This is a genomic window from Sphingobium tyrosinilyticum, from assembly GCF_042654265.1.
Taxonomy (GTDB): Bacteria; Pseudomonadota; Alphaproteobacteria; order Sphingomonadales; family Sphingomonadaceae; genus Sphingobium; species Sphingobium tyrosinilyticum.
On sequence record NZ_JBHSFZ010000020.1, the window covers coordinates 21,817 to 39,928 of the forward strand.

The window sequence follows — 18,112 nt, forward strand, 5'->3', positions numbered from 1 at the left end:
CAAGCAAAAGGAAGAAAGCAATGACTGCCTTGATGCCCGATCATGCCCGCGCCGGCTCGGAACGGATGCCCGCGTCACGCGCCCTGGTTGCGGCGGTTGTCGCTCTCTTTTTTCTGTGGGGCGGGCTTCGCGCGATCATCCCCCTGTTGACCGGCGCGATCGCCGACGCCACCTCGCTCGCGATGGCGCTTGCCATTCCCGCGAGTTGCTACCTGCTGATCGCCATATATGGCTGGTCGGCGCGCAATCCGGCCTGACAAAGGATTCTTCATGCGCGTTTTGCTCACCCTGTCGTGCCTTCTCGCGTCGCAGTCGCTTATGGCGCAAAGCGCGACAGACGATCCTGACGCGAAGGCCGCGCGGCTGGAAGCGCAGATGACCGATGCCGAACGGATCGGCCTGCTGTCCGGGATCATGCCGATTTCGTTTCCGGGCCTTGAAGTGAAGGTTCCGCAAGGCGTGCCTCCCACCGCCGGCTATGTTCCCGGTATCGCGCGCCTTGGCATTCCGCCGCAGCTTTCGACCGACGCGAGTCTTGGGATCGCCAACCCGGGGCAACTGCGCAAGGCCGATGTCGCAACGGCCATGCCATCGGGCCTGCTGCTGGCTTCCTCGTTCGATCCTGCGCTGGCCGAACGGATCGGCGCAACCGTCGGCGCCGAAGCACGGGCCAAAGGCTTCAACATCCTCCTTGGCGGGGGCATGAACCTGGCGCGCGATCCGCGTAACGGCCGCAATTTCGAATATCTTGGCGAGGACCCGTTGCTTGCCGGCACTCTCGCCGGTCACGCCATTCGCGGCACCCAGTCTCAGGGCGTGATTTCGACCATCAAGCACTTCGCGCTCAACGGACAGGAAACGCTGCGTCACACAGCGGATTCGGTGATAGCGGAAAGTGCGCTGCGCGAGAGCGATCTGCTGGGTTTCAAGATCGGCATCGAGATCGGCCAGCCGGGCGCGGTCATGTGCGCCTATAATTTGGTCAATGGGTACAAGGCGTGCGGCAATGACCATCTGCTGAACCGAGTGCTGAAGGGCGAATGGCGCTATAAGGGCTGGGTCATGTCGGACTGGGGCGCGGTGGACGACGTGTCCTATCTCAAGGCCGGCCTGGATCAGCAGATGGGCTATCAGCTCGACAAGCAGCACTGGTTCGGCCAGCCGCTTGCCGACCTCGTCGCCAAGGGCGATGTCCCCAAGGACCGCGTTTCCGACGCCGTGCGCCGTATCCTGCGCAGCCTGTTCGCGGTCGGCATCACCGGCACTTATGAACCTCAGCCGATCGACTACAAGGCGCATGCCCAGATCGCGCTCGATGCGGCGCGCGGCGGCATCGTCCTGCTCAAGAATGATGGCATATTGCCGCTCGCCGCGACGGCTCGCAACATCTTGGTGGTCGGCGGGAATGCTGATTTCGGCGTGCTGTCGGGCGGGGGATCCAGTCAGGTCACGCCGTCAAATGGCGCACCGCGTATCGTCGAGCCGGGCAGCGACGGACCAACGGCCCTGTTCAGCCGACAGCTTTATATGGCCGGTTCTCCGCTTGCGGCGCTACGCAAGGCATTGCCCGCCGCCACTATCAGCTTCCAGAACGGCTATTCGCCCGAAGCGGCCGCCGCCTATGCCGCCAGGGCCGATATGGTCATCGCCTTTGCGACCAAGTGGGAAGGGGAGGGCATGGATTCCGGCTCGCTCGCGCTTCCGCAGGGTCAGGATCAGCTGATTTCGGCTCTGGCGGCCGCCAATCCCAATCTGGTGGTCGTGCTGGAAACGGGCAATGCGGTGACGATGCCTTGGCTCGAAAAGGCCAAAGCCGTCGTGCAGGCCTGGTATCCCGGTCAGGAAGGCGGGCAGGTGGTCGCCGACATCCTGACCGGCAAGGTCAATCCGTCGGGGCGCTTGCCGATCACCTATCCGGCATCGATCGATCAATATCCCCGCGCCGCCCTGCCGGGTCTTGGCCTGCCAGATCGTACGCCGGTCAAGGTTGCTTATGACGAGGGTGCGGCTGTCGGCTATCGCGGCTTTGCCAAGGCGGGGGAAACGCCGCTCTTCGCCTTCGGCCATGGCCTGAGCTACACCAGATTTTCCCACGGGCCGCTGTCGGCGCGCGCAGGCGCGTCGGTCCGCCTGCGCTTCACGGTCCGCAATGCCGGCGACCGCGCCGGGGCGGATGTGCCGCAGCTTTATCTGGTCGATCGCAATGGTGAAAAGCTCCAACGGTTGGTGGGATTTCAGAAAGTAGTGCTGGTACCGGGCGAGAGCCGCACGCTGACGCTTGATGTCGACAACCGCTTGCTGGCTGACTGGAAAGACGGCAGCTGGTCGATCGCCGGAGGGCGCTACAGCTTCGTTCTCAGCGAAAGTGCAGCAAAATTCGGTAAGCCCGTCATCGTTCGCGTGCCCGCAAAGACCTGGAAGGAGTGAAGGCACAGCCAATCGGGAGTTTCGGAGTTTCATAGCTTCCGATAGGCTAATCCGAGCGGCTGGATCGGCATTTCGTCTACAGCTCGAGCGCCGAGATGATGGTAGTCACTAGGCCGCTCTCCCACACCGTGGAATGACAGTTTTCTTTTAAAGCCGACGCTTTAAGGTTGTGGCCGGAATGACGGGTTTGTCCCAAGCTCTGCGAGGTCGGCTCCTCGCCAGGAGCAAGGAGCCGATTGTTCAAATTTCGGTATTCTCCGCGAGGGCCAGCGCGTCTTCCACGTCGATCCCGAGATAGCGTACCGTATTCTCGATCTTGCTACGGCCGAGAAGAATCTGGACGGCGCGCAGGTTGCCGGTAGCCCTGTAGATGATTGACGCCTTGGTTCGCCGAAGCGAGTGGGTGCCATATTCGCTTCGCATCAAGCCAACCCCCGTGACCCATTCATCAACGAGCCGGGCGTACTGGCGGGTGCTAAGATGCCCGTTTTTGGTCAACCCGACTGGGAAAGACATAGTCGTCGACCGTGCCGCCCCGGCGATCGAGCCAGGCCAGCAGGCTAGCCCGAGCGTCAGGGAGCAGTTCGAACTGAACGGGTCGACCTGTTTTCTGCTGCATGACGATCGCACGCGTTCGGATCTGCCCGCCGCTGACGATGTCGCCGATCTTCATCTGCACCAGGTCACAGCCCCGAAGTTTGCTGTCGATCGCCAAGTCAAATAGCGCCCGATCTCGCACGCGGCGGCGCCGATTGAGGTAAAATCGAATCTCCCAAATTTGCTTCGGTTTCAGCGCGCGTTTCGCGCCAACGGTTCTTCCCGCATGCCAGACGGGACGTTTGGTGGTGGCGGGTTCAGTTTCAGGCATCTCCATGATCATTCTCCGATGGCCTGTGACGGGCACCGGGTTTGACTTCTGTCGAGAGACCGAGAGATGTGACCGGTTTAAGATCGGCCTGTAACGAATAGTTTCTCGTGCGATTGACATACGGGAAATCCGCTCTGCACTGTCATTAGCAGTATGGCAGGGATCAAAGGCCTCGATAGGAAATGGTGACCAGGGAGGCCTTGAACGCGTGGTTTCGCCTCGAGGTGCTGCGGCGTGAGCCTGTTCTGACGCAATTTATCAGCCGCCACTGGCACTCGTCGGACGAGCTGCTCGATATCCGGCAGGATGTCTACGAACGCGTGCTGCTCGGCGCCAGTCGGGCCCTGCCGGACCTTGCTGGTCCCTATATATTCACAGTCGCTCGCAACGTCATGATCAACCGGGCGCGGCGGGCTAAGATCATCAAGATCGATCTGGTCGCCGAGCTGGAGCAGGTGGTGCCCGACATGGACTGGCTGACCCCAGCCCGCCATCTGGAGGCGCGCGAGGAACTCAGGCGGGTCCAGGCCGGGCTGGACATTCTCCCTCCCCGGTGTCGCGAAATATTGCGCCTTCGGAAGGTGGAGGGTCTTACTACGAGAGAGGTGTCGCAACAGTTGGGGATCGGCATCGATGCGGTGGAACAGCAGGTGACGTTGGGGATGCGCGCCCTGATCGACTTCATGCATGGCGGCGATGGACGCGTGCAACGGCCAAGCCGGGCGCGAACAATCAAGCATGGACCCGTTTCATGACCCATCATTCCAGTCTTGAACAGGCAGCCGCGCTCTTCCTGGCGCGCAGCCAGCAACCGGACTGGTCGGATGCCGATCAGCGCGAACTCGACCTGTGGCTTGAGCAATCGATGGCGCATATGGCCGCCTTCTGGCGGCTTCAGGACGGGGGCGTGCGGGTCGACCGGCACCTGACCGCGGCACTCGCCCGGCACGAGCCGGATGGCGGCTTTCCTGACGAGCTGCGGCGGCGTTTTCAGATCGCCATCACCCGACCCGTGACGACCCTGCTGCGCCCAACTCTGCTGATGGCAGGCTTCATGGCGATGTCCATCGCCGGATATCTCGCCTTTACGGCACCGGAGGCACGGCCGGAATATACCCGGCATATGACGAAATTTGGTCAGATCGGAAAGCTTGCGCTGGCCGATGGCAGTCAGGTTGAACTCAATACCGACAGTGACGTGCGCATCGCCAACGCACGTACCGAACGCATGCTCTGGCTCGATCGAGGCGAGGCCTATTTCGAGGTCGCGAAAGATGAGGGTCGCCCTTTCGTCGTCCATGCCGGATCGCGGCGCGTGACCGTGCTGGGCACGAAGTTCGCGGTTCGCCGCGAGGGCAATGACATCACCGTTTCGGTGCTGGAGGGACGGGTTCGGGTTACGACCGGGACAAAGCCGGACGGAGGATCGGCCATGCTCACCGCTGGCGAAATCGCCGCGACGAACGGACAGTCGATGCTGGTTACCGCCGGCAGGCTCGCCCAGATCCGCAAGAGCCTGTCATGGCGCTTTTCGATGCTCGCATTCGACAATATCAGCCTCCGCGAGGCGGCCGCGCAGTTCAACCGCTACAATATTCGCCAGTTGGTGATCGAAGGGAGCGAGGCGCAGAATCTGCGTATCAGCGGCTCTTTCCGTATGGGCAATGTGGAGGGGTTCGCCAGCCTGCTCGAGCACGCCTACGGACTCGATGTCCGGCGCTCCGAAAATAATATCGAAATTAATTCACCTTAGGACATACGGGTTTCCTCCGCCCATGTGTCCCTAGTATTGAACTGAAAAAAACATGTGAACATGGGGGGGGATAAATGGGCAGCAAATTTCTGGTGGCGATGCTCTGCGGCGTGTCGACAGTGCCGGTGTCATGGCAAGCGGGAGCGCAGACGCCAGGTCAGGCGCAGGCCCTGACGCAGCAATTCAATATTCCAGCCGGTAATCTGAAACAGGCGCTGGATCTGTATCGTGAGCAAACCGACGTCCAGTTGATCTATCGACCGCAGGAGGTCGCCAAGGGGCGAAGCGCCGGTGTCTCGGGACTGCTGACCAGGGAAGCGGGTCTGCGCGCCCTGCTTGCAGGGTCAGGGTTTCAGCAGCATCATGACAATTCGGGCGCTATTGCGATCATCCCCGGCCGAACCGCTGCGGCAGCGGCCACGTTCGAACGGGCCGCGCTGATCCAGCAGGGCGCGGTCGTCCCGGCCGCAGCGACGGAGGCAGCCCCGGAAGGGACGCCGGATATCGTCGTGACTGCCACGAAGCGGTCCGAGAATGTGATGAACATTCCGGTCGCGGTCTCTGCCCTGTCGGGAGACACGCTCACCGCGCTAGGCGTGCAGGGGGTGCAGGCCCTCCAGATTGCAACACCCGCCGTCGTCTTTCCAAACACCGGCGCCTTTTCACAGCCTTATATACGCGGGGTCGGCAGCCGGCTCAACCAGGCCGGGTTCGATCCGAGCGTCGCTGCCTATGTCGACGGACGGTATATCGGGCGCCAGTCGTCGATGAATTTCGAATTCGCCGACATCGAACGGGTCGAGGTGCTCAAGGGGCCGCAGGGCGTGCTGTTCGGGCGTAACGCGTCGGCCGGCGCCATTCGCATCATCACGCGCGATGTCTCCAAAGATTTCGAAGGCTATGTCAAGGCCGGCTACGGAAATTATAACCGTGTGATGTTGCAGGGTGCGGTCAACATACCGATCAGCGATACGCTTGGAATCCGCATCAGCGGCGATACTTTGCACCGGGACGGTTTCGCCAAGAATATCTTCCCTGCCGGGCGCAAGCAGTGGGACGACCGAAAATGGTATTCCGTGCGCGGCAAGGTCCGCTGGGAGCCGAACGACTGGTTCGATGCCCGGCTGACCGGCAGCTACTGGTCATCCAATGATCTGGCCGGAACCGACGCCATCCAGGTCGGCCGCCTCGATCTGTCCACCGGCCTCAGGCTCGGAGGGGTTAGCGGTACAGACCGCAAGCATGTGGCGAGCGCGCTGCGGCAAACGAACGACAAGCGGGAATATGCCACGGAACTCGACCTGCATTTCGACCTCGGCTTCGCCGACCTCACGACCATTACCACGTATGCAGATCTGAACAATGTGCTTGGCTTCGATGGCGATGGCACCAGCGCGCGACTGGTGGACGCCGTGATCTTCGAAAAGTCGAAGACCTTCTCGCATGAGGTCCAGCTCGCGTCGGCTGGCAAGGGCGCTTTCGAATGGCTCGTCGGCGGCTATTATTTCCATGACGATACGGATTTCGACACCATTGTCGATCGGGGGACGGCCGTTCCCGCGTCACCTGTCGCCAGCCAGAGCGACGAGAATGTCAAGACGAAGTCGGTTGCCGTCTTTGGCCAGCTAAAGTGGAATATCACAGACAAGCTGAGCCTCACGGCCGGCGGCAGATATACGCATGACAAGAAAAGCTGGTTCGCGGGTCCATCGCGCAATGCGCCCGTCACCCTTCCAGGTCCATTGCCCTTTATCGGCGAAAAATCCTGGTCGAAATTTACGCCCAGCCTGACGGCGCAATATGATTTCGGCGACGTTTTGGCCTATTTGAAATTCGCGCGTGGATATAAGAGCGGCGGACCGAACTATCCCGCCAATCAGCCGGTGGTTAATCCAGAAACGCTCGACATGTACGAGGCAGGCCTGAAAGCCAGCCTGTTCGATCGCAAGGTGCGGGCCACCCTGTCCGCCTTCTATTATGATTATTCCGACCTTCAGGTCAGCCGTGCGGCCGCCGAGGGCAGCGCCGTCGTCACCACCGAGAATGCGGCGAACGCCAAGCTTTATGGCCTCGATGCCGATATGAGCTGGTCGGTCACACCCGCGTTCACTTTGAATGGTGGCGTGGCCCTGCTTCACTCCGAGTATCAGGGCTATTTGGCCAACGCCAAGGTCTATCGCGGGTTGATCCCGCCGGGTTCGACCCTGGCTGTGCGGCCCGCTGGAATGATCGATGTGGGGTTCAATGCAAGTGGCCAGGACCTGCTGCGGGCGCCCAAATTTTCGGCCTTTGCCGGAGCGAACTATACCGTCGCGGTCAGCGGCGGCAAAATCCCCGTCAGCCTGTCTTATGCTTACAAAGGCAGTTATCTGTTCGATTTCGTATTCGACCCGCCTGGCGTCACCGAGACCGGGGCGACGCGCGCCCTCCGGCAAAAGGGCTATGGCCTGGTGAACGGCCGGATCGGCTTCACGCCCGACTCTGACAGGTGGAGCGTGTCCGCCTGGGTCAACAATGCGTTCGACAAGAAATATTTTGACGATGTGGCGGCCGCAGGCACCGGCATCCGGGCATCCTACGCGCCGCCGCAGACCTACGGCATCGACGTTCAATATAAGTTCTAGCTCAAAAACGCTGTGGGGCCCCCGGCTCCACAGCGCCGATTGCGCGATAGTCCCTTGCAGGACGGCGGACTGGCCGGCTCAAAGCCAAAGGCCGCACAGACGACAAAAGCCTCATAATGGCGGCGCGCGGCCGAGGCGGCGATACACTCGAACTATGGGACGAAGGTCAAATGCGTAACATCATTATGGGATTGGCGGCGATCGTCATGGCCATGCCGACGCTGGCCATCGCCTCGCCCCCGCGCAATCCGTTTCTGGCGGATTCCGTCATTCCTATATTCCATAATGATACAGGCCAGACGGGGGCGACCGCGGTTCCAGGCCCGATTGACGAGAGCCGGACGATCGAGCAGGAGAATATCATCTGGAAAAAGCTTGGTCCAAGCGACGGCTATTCCTACCAATATTCCGGGCTATATCCCAACGGCAAGCGCGTCGGCTGGTTTGGTGGCCAGCAGCAGCTGGTCAAGCTGGATGCCGACACGTTGGAGACCATTTCCACCTATTCGCTGCATGAAGGCAAATTCTATTCTCCCGAAGAAATCGGGCGACTGATCGACAAGGCTGACAAGCTCAGCGGCCAGGCTTTATATGATGCTATCGTGCCGCCACTGGCGATCGGCATCGAACGTGGCGCGCAGGCGATCTATCGGTTGATTGATAATGAGAACAATCTTTATGTTCTCTACACGGACAGAAGCAGCGGCGATCAATATATCCGCAAATTTGGCGATGCCGTAGTCAATGATCCCAATTCTGACATCGTTCTGAAACAACAGATCAAGCTTCCCGCCGAGTCAGGGAGGCGGATGACAGCCATAGCGATGAACATGACCTATGACGGGACCATCATCGTGGTCACGCTGGACGGAACGCTGTTTGCTGTATCGCGGGACTTCAGGATATTGGATAAAGCCGTTTTGGCCGACCGACCCACGGATGGCAAAGAGTTCATGGACGCTTTTGTCCGCAACTCGATTGCCATCGACGACGCAGGCGGCATTTTCGTTGTCACGGGCACACGGATGCAACGGGTGCAGTGGACCGGAACGAAATTGTCGTTCGACGAACGGGACGGCGCATGGTCGGTGCCCTACGCAACCGGGCCGCGCGGCAGCGGAACGACACCGGCGCTGGTGGGTTGGGGCAAGGCCAGCGACAAGCTGGTCGTGATCGGCGATGGCGTCGGCAACGCCGTGCTGTACTGGCGCGACCATATTCCCGACGACTGGCGCGGTCTTTCCGGCCAGCCGCGGCGGGTGGCCGCGATTACGCCGATCCGGTTCGGGAAAGACCCTATCCGTCTGGAAAATGCGCTCGTCACCCAGGATTATGGCATATTCGTTGCCAACGACACGCTCGAAACGAAAATTCCCTGGCAAGGGTCGCAGATGAAGACGACACTGGCGGAGAAATATGCCGGCCAGACCAGCGGCAACGAAATCAGGGGCGGCATGAAATGGACGTGGAACCCGCACACGCGGTCGCTGGATATAGCCTGGAAAACCCCGCTGGCGCTGGTGGCGTCGATATGCACGCCGAACGCCAATCATCTGCTTTATTGCGTCGGGATGCGGGATGGCGCTTCGACGATCGAGGCCATCGACTGGAATAATGGCAAATCCGTGTTCCACTATGTGCTGGGGAAGAGCTATCGCTATACGGCCGTGGGCGGGTTGGTGAATATCGCTCCCAACGGCGATATCGAATGTGGCTGTGCGGGAGGATTTGGCATGTTCCGGGTGCGCACGCCGCCACAAGCGCGATTCCAGCGGTGATCGGATCGTTGGTCTGCCCGTCGTTCCGGGATTCAAGCCCAACTTATAGGACGGACGCTTGCCCGTGGGGCCGGGCAGCACAACATGTCCGGCCTTGGCTGTCGATTGTCTGAAATGTTCAGCGGCGGACGCATCGCGGTCGCTTCGATCGGACGTCAGGCGCTGGGATCGCTGGCCTTCGGGCCAGCGCCGCAAACCATGACGGAAACTTCGCCAGCGGGGTTGCCGGACACTTTCTCAATCCGACGGTGATTGTCTGGGTCGTATCCCCGTTGATGGTGTAGCTCGACGGCTAGCGAAGCTGACCGGACGCGCGCTCATCGATTAAGCGCGTGGCACTAACCCGCTCCGCGGGAGGGTCGCGAGCTGCGATGTAGTGCGGTAAATATAGGCCTTTGGCGGCGGGGGTTGCCGTCTGAGCCTGGAAGTTCCTTCAGCGAAGAGGAACTTGCCATGACTATCGTGAACAGCACCTCCATCAGCCCGCTCCGTCAGCGGCTGATCGATGACATGAACATGCGCCATTTCGGGCGGGATACACAGCGCAACTATCTTCGCGATGTGGCGCGGTTCGCATCTTGGCTGGGTCGCCCGCCGGACAAGGCAGCAGGAGAAGATCTGCGCCGTTTTCAGATCGAACAGAGCGACGCGGGCATGGCGGCCCCGACTATGAACAGCATCGTTTCCGCGCTGCGCTTCTTTTTCACCTTCACGCTCGATCGCCCTGACCTGGCACGCAAGCTCTACCGCATAAAGCATCCTCGCAAGTTGCCCGTCGTGCTCAGTCGTGAGGAAGTTGCTCGCCTGTTGAACGCGACAACCTGCCTCAAGCATCAAGCGGCCCTGTCGGTGGCCTATGGGGCGGGCCTGCGGGTAGCTGAGGTGTCGATGCTCAAGGTCCGCGACGTGGACAGCGAACGCATGCTGCTGCGGGTTGAGCGCGGCAAGGGCGGACAATATCGTAATGCCATGCTTTCGGACGACCTCCTCGGCCTCTTGCGCCAATGGTGGAAGGTTGGATACCGGCAGGGCGAGCTCCATCGCGATGGGTGGCTATTTCCCGGGCAGCATTATCTCAAGCCGATCAGCACGCGGCAGCTGCATCGCGTCGTCGTCGAAGCAGCCCAGGCCGCCAGCATCACGAAGCGCGTAGGGCCGCATACCCTGCGGCATAGCTTCGCCACTCACCTGTTGGAAGATGGGATTGATATCCGGATCATCCAGACGTTGCTGGGCCACGCTAAGCTGGACAACACCGCCTTCTACACCAAGGTTGCGACACGAACGATCCGCGCGGTGACCAGCCCCCTCGACAAGCTGGCGATGTTCATCCCGGGAGCGGGAACGCCAGACGGTTGAGAGGTGCACGCCTCCCTTGAGGTAGCGGACATCTTCCGCGCCGCAGGTCCGGCCTATCGTTCGACCCACGCCGGCCATCTGAGCCTGCATCAACTCAAAGTGATGTCAGCGATCGAGAACTGCCGCACCGCCGCCTTGGGCGGTCACATCGAGGCATGCGAAGACTGCGGCCATTGGCGGATCGCCTATAACAGCTGCCGCAACCGGCATTGTCCTAAATGTCAGGGTGCCGCAGCGCGAACCTGGCTGGCAGAGCGGGAAGCCGACCTGCTTCCAGTCGGCTATTTCCACGTCGTCTTCACAATGCCCGCCGAAGTGGCTGATATCGCCTTCTACAACAAGGCGCTGGTCTATGATCTGCTGTTCAAGGCAGCGTCGGAGACGATGCTGACTATCGCCGCCGATCCCAAACATCTGGGCGCTCGGATCGGGATCACCGCCGTGCTGCACAGCTGGGGTTCGGCAATGACCCATCATCCGCATGTCCACATGATCGTGCCGGGGGGTGGACTTGCCATGGACGAGAGGCGGTGGATCGCTTCTCGTCCAGCCTTTCTCTTGCCGGTTCGCGTCTTGAGCAAGCTGTTCCGCCGCCTGTTCCTAGCTCGACTGACGACTCTATATGATGCCGGGCGCCTCGACTTCTTCGGCTCGGTGGCCAGCCTTGCCGAACGAGGAGCCTTCCTGCGTCATCTGGCCCCAGTCAGGAAGAAGCCATGGGTGGTCTATGCCAAGCCGCCCTTTGCCGGACCTGAGGCGGTCCTTGCCTATCTGTCGCGCTACACCCACCGCGTCGCCATCTCGAACAGCCGGCTGATCCGCTTTGATGATGCGGGTGTCACCTTCCGTTACAAGGACTATCGCCGCGACGGGGCCAAACGGCAGAAGGTCATGACGCTTGCAGCCGACGAGTTCATTCGCCGCTTCCTGCTTCATGTCCTGCCGCGCGGGTTCCACCGCATCCGTCACTACGGCTTCCTGGCCAGTTCATCACGCAAGGACAGCCTTGCCCTGGCCCGCAAGCTGCTCAACGTTCCAGCCCCACGCCCTCAGGAAAGCGGCGAAGATCCTGCCGATCCGATGCCGCCCTGTCCCTATTGCGGCGGCCGAATGATCATCACCGAGACGTTCGAGCGCTGGCGGCAGCCCCGAGCACCGCCGATCCACCACGGCATGATCCGGGAGTTTACGTCATGAGCCGGCATGACATCGTGTTCCAACCTCCTACGACCAACAGGTCCCGGGCGCTCCCCACGCTTGTCCTTTGGACCAGCATCATGCCGATCGGCTACAGCTTCATCACCACCGGGCGCGCAAAACCTGACAGATCACCGCTCATCAACTTTCGACCCGCATCGGCCCGGCACCGCTCTGTCCTCGCCACTGCCACGCCGGTTTCCAGCCAAGCGGCGAAATACCCATAGGCCAGCGCTTCGTGCCCGCGGGTTCGTGCTTCGGGGACTTTCGTACGCCTACCGGCGCCCGAAACTCTCCACGTGAGCGGACGGGCGGCTTTGGAGCGGGGGTGATGGCATAGCTGCCGCTCGCATCGCGTCGCCTCCGGACCAACTCAGGCTCTTCGGATGTTCGTGCAACAAGCTCAACTTAGCTTGGTACTGGCCATTAGTGAATCGACGTAAGCTGACCGTTGAGGCGAAAAGGTTCAGATATCGGCATAAGAAAACGATGAAGATATCTGCTAATCTTGGCCTGATCCGAAATTTTTCAATTATGCATCAGCTTTGGAGTGAAGCCATTGAGGCAGGACACCTCCAATGAGGCTCGCTGGCGGGTCTTAAGGTTGGCCTCCCCCTGCTCTATCCGAATTGAACTTCGACAACCTATGCCGTTTTGGCTCTCGCGAATGTTCAAGGCGCTGCGCCCGCTAGATAGCCTTCTCGGATGGCGAACTCGAGTGAGCGCGGCGTCTGCGCGTCGCCGATAATCTGCAGCTTCCGACCGCTCGAGACCAGTTCATCATAGATGTCGCGGTTGGAGCGATTGCTCGTCACCAGGACGACGGTATCAGCGGCAAGCCGCTCGATATCGATCTCGTCCGAAGTCAGGTGGGCGGGCCCCACCACGACGGCCTTCGCCTCGATCTCGATCGCGCGGGTGCGTACCAGCGATCGGAAGGGCTTGCCCGCCATTCTTTGCAGGAACGGTTCGTTCATCCCGGTCAGCTGAATCATGGGCGCCATCATCGGAAGGCGCGTCACATAGGTGACGGAGAGTCCCTTGGAGATCAGCTGTTCGGCCGCAGCCAAGCCTTCATAATGCCCGACATCATCAATGACGACAGCGGCGTCGCCCAGCTCTGCTGGTGGCGCGAGGAACAGGTCGGTTGACGAGAGGACATGCCGTTGGCCGACGCCCCTGACGGGTTGCCCGACGTGGGATATCAGGACTCCGTCCATCCTGGGCCATGATCCCGTCGCAACGATGATCTCGTCCGCCGCGAACCCGTCAACTTCGCTGCTGTCGAGATAGGTGGACAGGCGTACATCCACCCCCAGCCGGTATATCTCCGCCTCCAGCCAGGTGACGATGTCGATGAGATTGTGCCGCGTCGGGGCCTTGGCAGCCGCGCGAACCGCCCCGCCCAGCTTTGCACTCGCCTCCACCAGCGTCACGGCATGCCCGCGCAGTGCCGCGACGCGGGCCGCTTCCATCCCCGCCGGGCCGCCTCCGACGACCAGGACCCGCTTGCGAACCGAAGCCGGGGTCAGCCGGTGGTCGCCCCGCTCTGCCTCATCACCCGCTCCCGCATTGACAGTGCATCCGATCCCGATGCCCATGGCTGCCCGCGCGACGCAGGCCTGGTTGCAACCGATGCAGGGCCGGACCTGCTCTGCCTTGCCCGCCAAGCTCTTTGTGACCAGATAAGGGTCTGCGATCATGGCGCGCACCATTCCCACCATGTCGGCTTCGCCGTCGCGGATGACTTGGCCGGCCTCTTCCAGAGTCCGATAGCGGCCAGTCACCAGCATCGGCAGCGTCATGGCGCTCCTGATCGGCGCGGTCATGGGCATCTGATAGCCGGTTGGCTCGTACATCCCGCCTATCATCTTGGCGGCGCTGTTGTAGCTGCCGGTCGATAGGTTGAGATAGTCGATCAGGCCCGCCGCCTGCAGCATTTGCGCTACCGCCAGATTATCTGTCACGCACGCGCCGCCCACGACCAGATCTGGCACCAGTCGCACACCGACGACAAAGCCGCTGCCCACCGCCGCGCGCACGGCCGTCAGCACCTCCATGATGAAGTGCGCCCGATTTTCCAGAGTGCCGCCATATTGGTCTTCGCGCCTATTCGTCGTCGGCGAGAGAAACTGTCCGGGAAGGTAGCTGTGCGCGCAGTGCACTTCCACGCCATCGAGCCCATATCGCTTCATCCGTACCGCGCAGTCCGCATAGGATTCGATGATCGTGTCTATCATCGTCTTGGTCATCGGCACCGGCATGAGCCCATTGACGATGCTGGGGACGTCCGATGCGGACCAGGGCGGCGTCCCATCGGCCGGCACGACATGATGGCCCGCATGCCACAGCTGCTGAAAGAGCTTCATGCCATGGGGTTTGCACCTGGCGATCAGGGTGCGCATGCCGCCTTCTATCGAAGGCTCGAAGATGTTGAGGGTGGCGGCCGTGGACGCGTGGACCGATCCGGCCTCCAGGATCGAAAGCGCTGCGCCCCCCTTCGCGCGCTCCTCGTGATAGGCGATCAGCGCTTCATTCATGTTCCCCGCGCCAACCCCCACGGCGTGCGCCGGACGGAATATCCGGTTCTTGAGATGAACATTTCCGATGCTGATCGGAGTGTCGACATGGGTGAACGCCATCGGGGAAGCCTTTTATTTTCGTTCGCCTGTTTGCGCCTGCGCGGATTGACGCGCCTCGAGAAGCGCGGAACCTTCGGGGCCCCGCACGCCTCGCCGTCGTTGAAAATTAGCGGGCGCCTACATTATCCAGGCCGTTGATGAAGTCCCTTAGGAAGGGCGCGCAGTCATCGCCGGCGTATGTGCAATAATAGCTTCCATGACCGTCCCGTTCGACGACCTTGGCATCGGGCAACGCTTTCTTCGCCCGCTCATGCCAGAAGAAGACCAGATCGCGTCGCCCGACTATCAGAAGAATCGGGCAGGATGCTTTTCCCAGCACCTCTGGCATGTTGTGCTTGAAGACCGCTCGATAGCCCCAGTGCCAGTCAGTGCCTGCCCTCAGCGTGTCGATCAACTCGCGATGGTAAATTTCCGCGGGCACCGGGACGAACGGTTCGCTCGGCTCAACCGGAGGAGATGTGTCGCAGTCCGTCACGACGCGCGTCCAGGCCGTTATCGCCTGCGATCCTCGAATGTCCGGCGGATTGTCGTAGATAAAGGCACTGTTGCGCGCGCTTTCCTCCATGGTCGGGTAAGTGACGCCCGATAGCATGATGCTAGCGACGCGGTCGGGATGATCGGCCGCCAACTGCGCCGACACATTCGTACCGCCATGATGGCCGAAGCAGTGAAATCTGCCGATCCCTAGAGCGTCGATCGCCTCCGTCACGATTTGCGCCACATATTCATAGGACGGCTCGGTTGTCGGCGTGAAGCTCTGCCCATAGTGCGGAAGGTCGAAGGCATACATCGGACAAAAGCCATCGAGATGCGCCATGAGACTTTCGAAACATGCCGACGAGCTGGCCGTCATGTGGAAGAAAAGGATCGGAATTCCCTCCCCACCCTCGCAATATCTATAATGTATCTGACCGTCGCTGGTATCGACGTAAGCCTTCTTTATCGGCATTCTTGCCTCCTACTCTCAACTTGCCGTGCCTGCTTGGGCCTCTGGCCTATTATCCTGTTCTTGATCTCCGGATTGCCTGCCGCACAGGTCTATCAGCATGCGTGAACGGCGCAAAACTATCGCAACACTTCCTTTGCCCGAGCCCCGCCAAATGCCGCAAACCGATGGCCCAGGTAGCCGTTTCCTACGGCGGAGCTATTTATCCCGGGAGCGCGTCATCTCGTGGGAGGAATCATCGTCAAAAGAGCTCGTTCTCCGCTGGTCCGGCTATCGCTAGCATATACAAATTTGCCGCGAAATATGCCGAATGGCACATGAGCTCAGGTGAACTCCCGCGGCCACTGCTACCGCTTCGGCTGTGGTTGGGCTATGGACATGAATGGCGCGCGTTGGTTATTATCCATATAGTTACCTCTCAGAACCAGCATTCGCGGCTCATGAGGAAGGACCTCTGGATGGATGCGCACGGCGCAATTGTTGAGATCAATCGCGCAGCACGCGAGAAGCCGACGGCCCAGTTTCGCGAGGCTGCGCTCAACATCCTCCAAGGCAGGATTCGCTTCGACACCGCAAGCTGGTCGTCGATAGCCGCACCGGGTCGTGTGCCGCAAGATATGCAGCTGTGGGGCCAGAACAGCAGCATGATTGATGCATACCTGAAAGTGCGATCGAGCGACATCGTCAGCGTGCGCACGTGCAAGCAGGCGGGTGAGCCACAGCTGTTTAACTGGTCCAGTTCCGATGACCAACGGCAATTCTCGCCGAAATTCCTGACCTACTGCGAAGATAGCGGCTATCTGAACGTCCTGTCCGTCATGGTTAAGAGTTCGGCGTTCAGTTACACCAGTCTTTCTTTATCCAGGGAGGATATGAGACGGCCGTTCGATGAGGATGAGCGCGCGATCATGAAGTGGATCGTTCCGCATCTAATGCATGCTTGGGTCGCCAATTACGCGTTAAATCCGGCCAAACGCATAAATGATCTTGAACCATGTGACGCAACGGTGATGGTATGCTCCAGTTCCGGAAAGTTGCTGGGCGATGGATCGAGTTTCAAGAAGATACTTGCGGAAGAAATCCCTGGATGGGATCAGCAATATCTTCCGGTCGACATTCTCGAGGCCATAAAAAGGCATACAACATGGGAAAATCACCGCATCAAGGTATCTTCCAAACCCGTTGCTGACGTAAATATTATCGGTATCGTCCGTAAAAGCTCGACACCTCTTACTACCAGAGAACTAGAAATTTGTCGACGAGCGGCATCGGGGCTCACTCATAAGCAAATTGCATTCGAGCTACGTATTTCTCCCGGAACAGTGAAGAACCACTTATACCATTCCTATGCCAAGCTCGGCGTAAGCAACAAGGTGTCGCTCGTAAGGGTGTTAGGCAGCATCCTGTCGGGCTGACCATTGAGTAGTCCGATTGCATTGTTAGTGTCTCCGCCTTCTCCCGCCCATGTGGCCGCAGCTTAGCTTGAGCGCGACAGTTGTGATGGTACGGCATCTGGCGCGGTCGCAAGTGATCTGCCCCCACCGAGTGGACCGATTTGTTTGTTAGTGGATTAAGCCCATCGCCGCCATATCCGGACGGAGGTGGAGCGAAGCGGAACCGGAGGCCGGATATGGCGGTGTTGCCGTTTCCGGTGCCGGCGGTCGATAGCCCAGGCTGCTGTGCGGGCGGACGGTGTTGTAATGTCGCCGCCATGCCTCGATCAGCACCCTGGCCTCGGCGAGGCTGTAAAAGATTTCGCCGTTGAGCAGTTCGTCGCGAAGCGACCCGTTGAAGCTTTCGTTATAGCCATTCTCCCATGGTGATCCCGGCGTGATGTAGAGTGTCTTCACGCCGATCTGCCCCAGCCATTTCTGGACGGCAGTGGCGATAAATTCGCTGCCATTATCGGACCGTATATGCGCTGGCGGACCGCGCGATACGAACAGGTCGGCAAGCGCCGCCAGAACATCCTCGTGCTTGAGCTGCCGTGCAACGATGAGCGCCAGGCACTCCCTGCTGGCCTCGTCGATGATAGTCAGGATGCGGAACTTGCGGCCGTCATGCGTGCGCCCCTCGACGAAGTCGTAGGCCCACACGTGCCCCGGATACTCGGGCCGCAGGCGGATGCATGATCCATCGTTGAGCCACAAGCGTCCTCGTTTTGGCTGGCGTGGTGGCACCTTCAGACCCTCGCGTCGCCATATCCGCTCGACACGCTTATGGTTCACCGTCCAACCCGCATGGCACAGCAATGCCGTCACCCGGCGGTAGCCGTATCGACCATATTGCTTTGCCAATGCGATTATGTCCTCCGTGAGCGCCTGTTCGTCATCCGCCCCGCGTGGCGCTTTGCGCTGTGTCGATCGGTGCTGCCCCAGCACCCGGCATATCCGTCGCTCGGACACCGGAAGCGCTCGTTGTTGATGGCGGAGTAAAATGCCCCGGATCGGACATTTGAAAATTCCCCACTTCTTCTGATTGGCCCTTGTCCGGGGCGAGCCCCGGACAAGGGCCAAAG

Annotated in this window: 13 protein-coding genes and 1 pseudogene; 10 read left to right on the forward strand and 4 right to left on the reverse strand. The window is 60.4% G+C overall.

Going from position 1 to position 18,112, the window contains the following annotated elements:
- Window positions 1-20: 20 nt before the first annotated feature.
- Both ACFO3E_RS10345 and ACFO3E_RS10350 read left to right on the forward strand, forming a co-directional pair.
- Entirely contained in the window at window positions 21-257 is a 237-nt protein-coding gene (locus ACFO3E_RS10345) for a hypothetical protein (protein WP_380804471.1), read from the forward strand.
- Window positions 258-270: 13 nt separating this feature from the next.
- Complete coding sequence (locus ACFO3E_RS10350; protein ID WP_380804473.1) at window positions 271-2,427, forward strand: beta-glucosidase family protein; 2,157 nt, start codon at window positions 271-273, stop codon at window positions 2,425-2,427.
- Between the two features lie 240 nt (window positions 2,428-2,667).
- On the opposite strand, the pseudogene ACFO3E_RS10355 reads toward ACFO3E_RS10350, so the two are convergent.
- Window positions 2,668-3,301, reverse strand: a pseudogene (locus ACFO3E_RS10355) (tyrosine-type recombinase/integrase).
- Window positions 3,302-3,477: 176 nt separating this feature from the next.
- Between ACFO3E_RS10355 and ACFO3E_RS10360 the strand changes: the two are divergent.
- The 7 genes from ACFO3E_RS10360 to ACFO3E_RS10390 all read left to right on the forward strand — a co-directional run bounded on the left by ACFO3E_RS10360 (window position 3,478) and on the right by ACFO3E_RS10390 (window position 12,233).
- Window positions 3,478-4,050, forward strand: a complete 573-nt coding sequence (locus ACFO3E_RS10360) for an RNA polymerase sigma factor (RefSeq protein WP_380804475.1) — start codon at window positions 3,478-3,480, stop codon at window positions 4,048-4,050.
- Window positions 4,047-5,048: a FecR family protein gene (locus ACFO3E_RS10365; protein WP_380804477.1), complete on the forward strand. Its 1,002-nt coding sequence runs from the start codon at window positions 4,047-4,049 to the stop codon at window positions 5,046-5,048. The genes ACFO3E_RS10360 and ACFO3E_RS10365 overlap by 4 nt, the downstream gene beginning before the upstream one ends.
- A gap of 74 nt (window positions 5,049-5,122) precedes the next feature.
- Complete coding sequence (locus tag ACFO3E_RS10370; protein ID WP_380804479.1) at window positions 5,123-7,672, forward strand: TonB-dependent receptor; 2,550 nt, start codon at window positions 5,123-5,125, stop codon at window positions 7,670-7,672.
- 170 nt (window positions 7,673-7,842) lie between these two features.
- Window positions 7,843-9,450 carry a hypothetical protein gene (locus ACFO3E_RS10375; protein ID WP_380804482.1) on the forward strand — a complete coding sequence of 536 codons (1,608 nt, stop codon included), beginning with the start codon at window positions 7,843-7,845 and terminating at the stop codon, window positions 9,448-9,450.
- Between the two features lie 453 nt (window positions 9,451-9,903).
- Window positions 9,904-10,809 carry a tyrosine-type recombinase/integrase gene (locus ACFO3E_RS10380; protein ID WP_380804484.1) on the forward strand — a complete coding sequence of 302 codons (906 nt, stop codon included), beginning with the start codon at window positions 9,904-9,906 and terminating at the stop codon, window positions 10,807-10,809.
- A 3-nt stretch (window positions 10,810-10,812) separates the two neighbouring features.
- A complete protein-coding gene (locus ACFO3E_RS10385) occupies window positions 10,813-12,006 on the forward strand; it encodes an IS91 family transposase (RefSeq protein WP_380804487.1) in 1,194 nt (397 codons plus the stop codon).
- Window positions 12,003-12,233, forward strand: coding sequence for a hypothetical protein (locus ACFO3E_RS10390; protein ID WP_380804490.1), 231 nt, complete (start codon window positions 12,003-12,005; stop codon window positions 12,231-12,233). Before ACFO3E_RS10385 ends, ACFO3E_RS10390 begins: the two co-directional genes overlap by 4 nt.
- Window positions 12,234-12,677: 444 nt before the next feature.
- Here the strand turns inward: ACFO3E_RS10390 and ACFO3E_RS10395 are convergent, their stop codons facing one another.
- Window positions 12,678-14,648: an oxidoreductase gene (locus ACFO3E_RS10395; protein ID WP_380804493.1), complete on the reverse strand. Its 1,971-nt coding sequence runs from the start codon at window positions 14,646-14,648 to the stop codon at window positions 12,678-12,680.
- 106 nt (window positions 14,649-14,754) lie between these two features.
- A complete protein-coding gene (locus tag ACFO3E_RS10400; RefSeq protein WP_380804495.1) occupies window positions 14,755-15,597 on the reverse strand; it encodes an alpha/beta fold hydrolase in 843 nt (280 codons plus the stop codon).
- Between the two features lie 437 nt (window positions 15,598-16,034).
- Between ACFO3E_RS10400 and ACFO3E_RS10405 the strand changes: the two genes are divergently transcribed.
- Window positions 16,035-17,009 carry a response regulator transcription factor gene (locus tag ACFO3E_RS10405; RefSeq protein WP_380804498.1) on the forward strand — a complete coding sequence of 325 codons (975 nt, stop codon included), beginning with the start codon at window positions 16,035-16,037 and terminating at the stop codon, window positions 17,007-17,009.
- A gap of 147 nt (window positions 17,010-17,156) precedes the next feature.
- On the opposite strand, the gene ACFO3E_RS10410 is transcribed toward ACFO3E_RS10405, so the two are convergent.
- A partial coding sequence (locus ACFO3E_RS10410; RefSeq protein WP_380804500.1) for an IS3 family transposase occupies window positions 17,157-18,112 on the reverse strand: 956 nt, incomplete at its 5' end.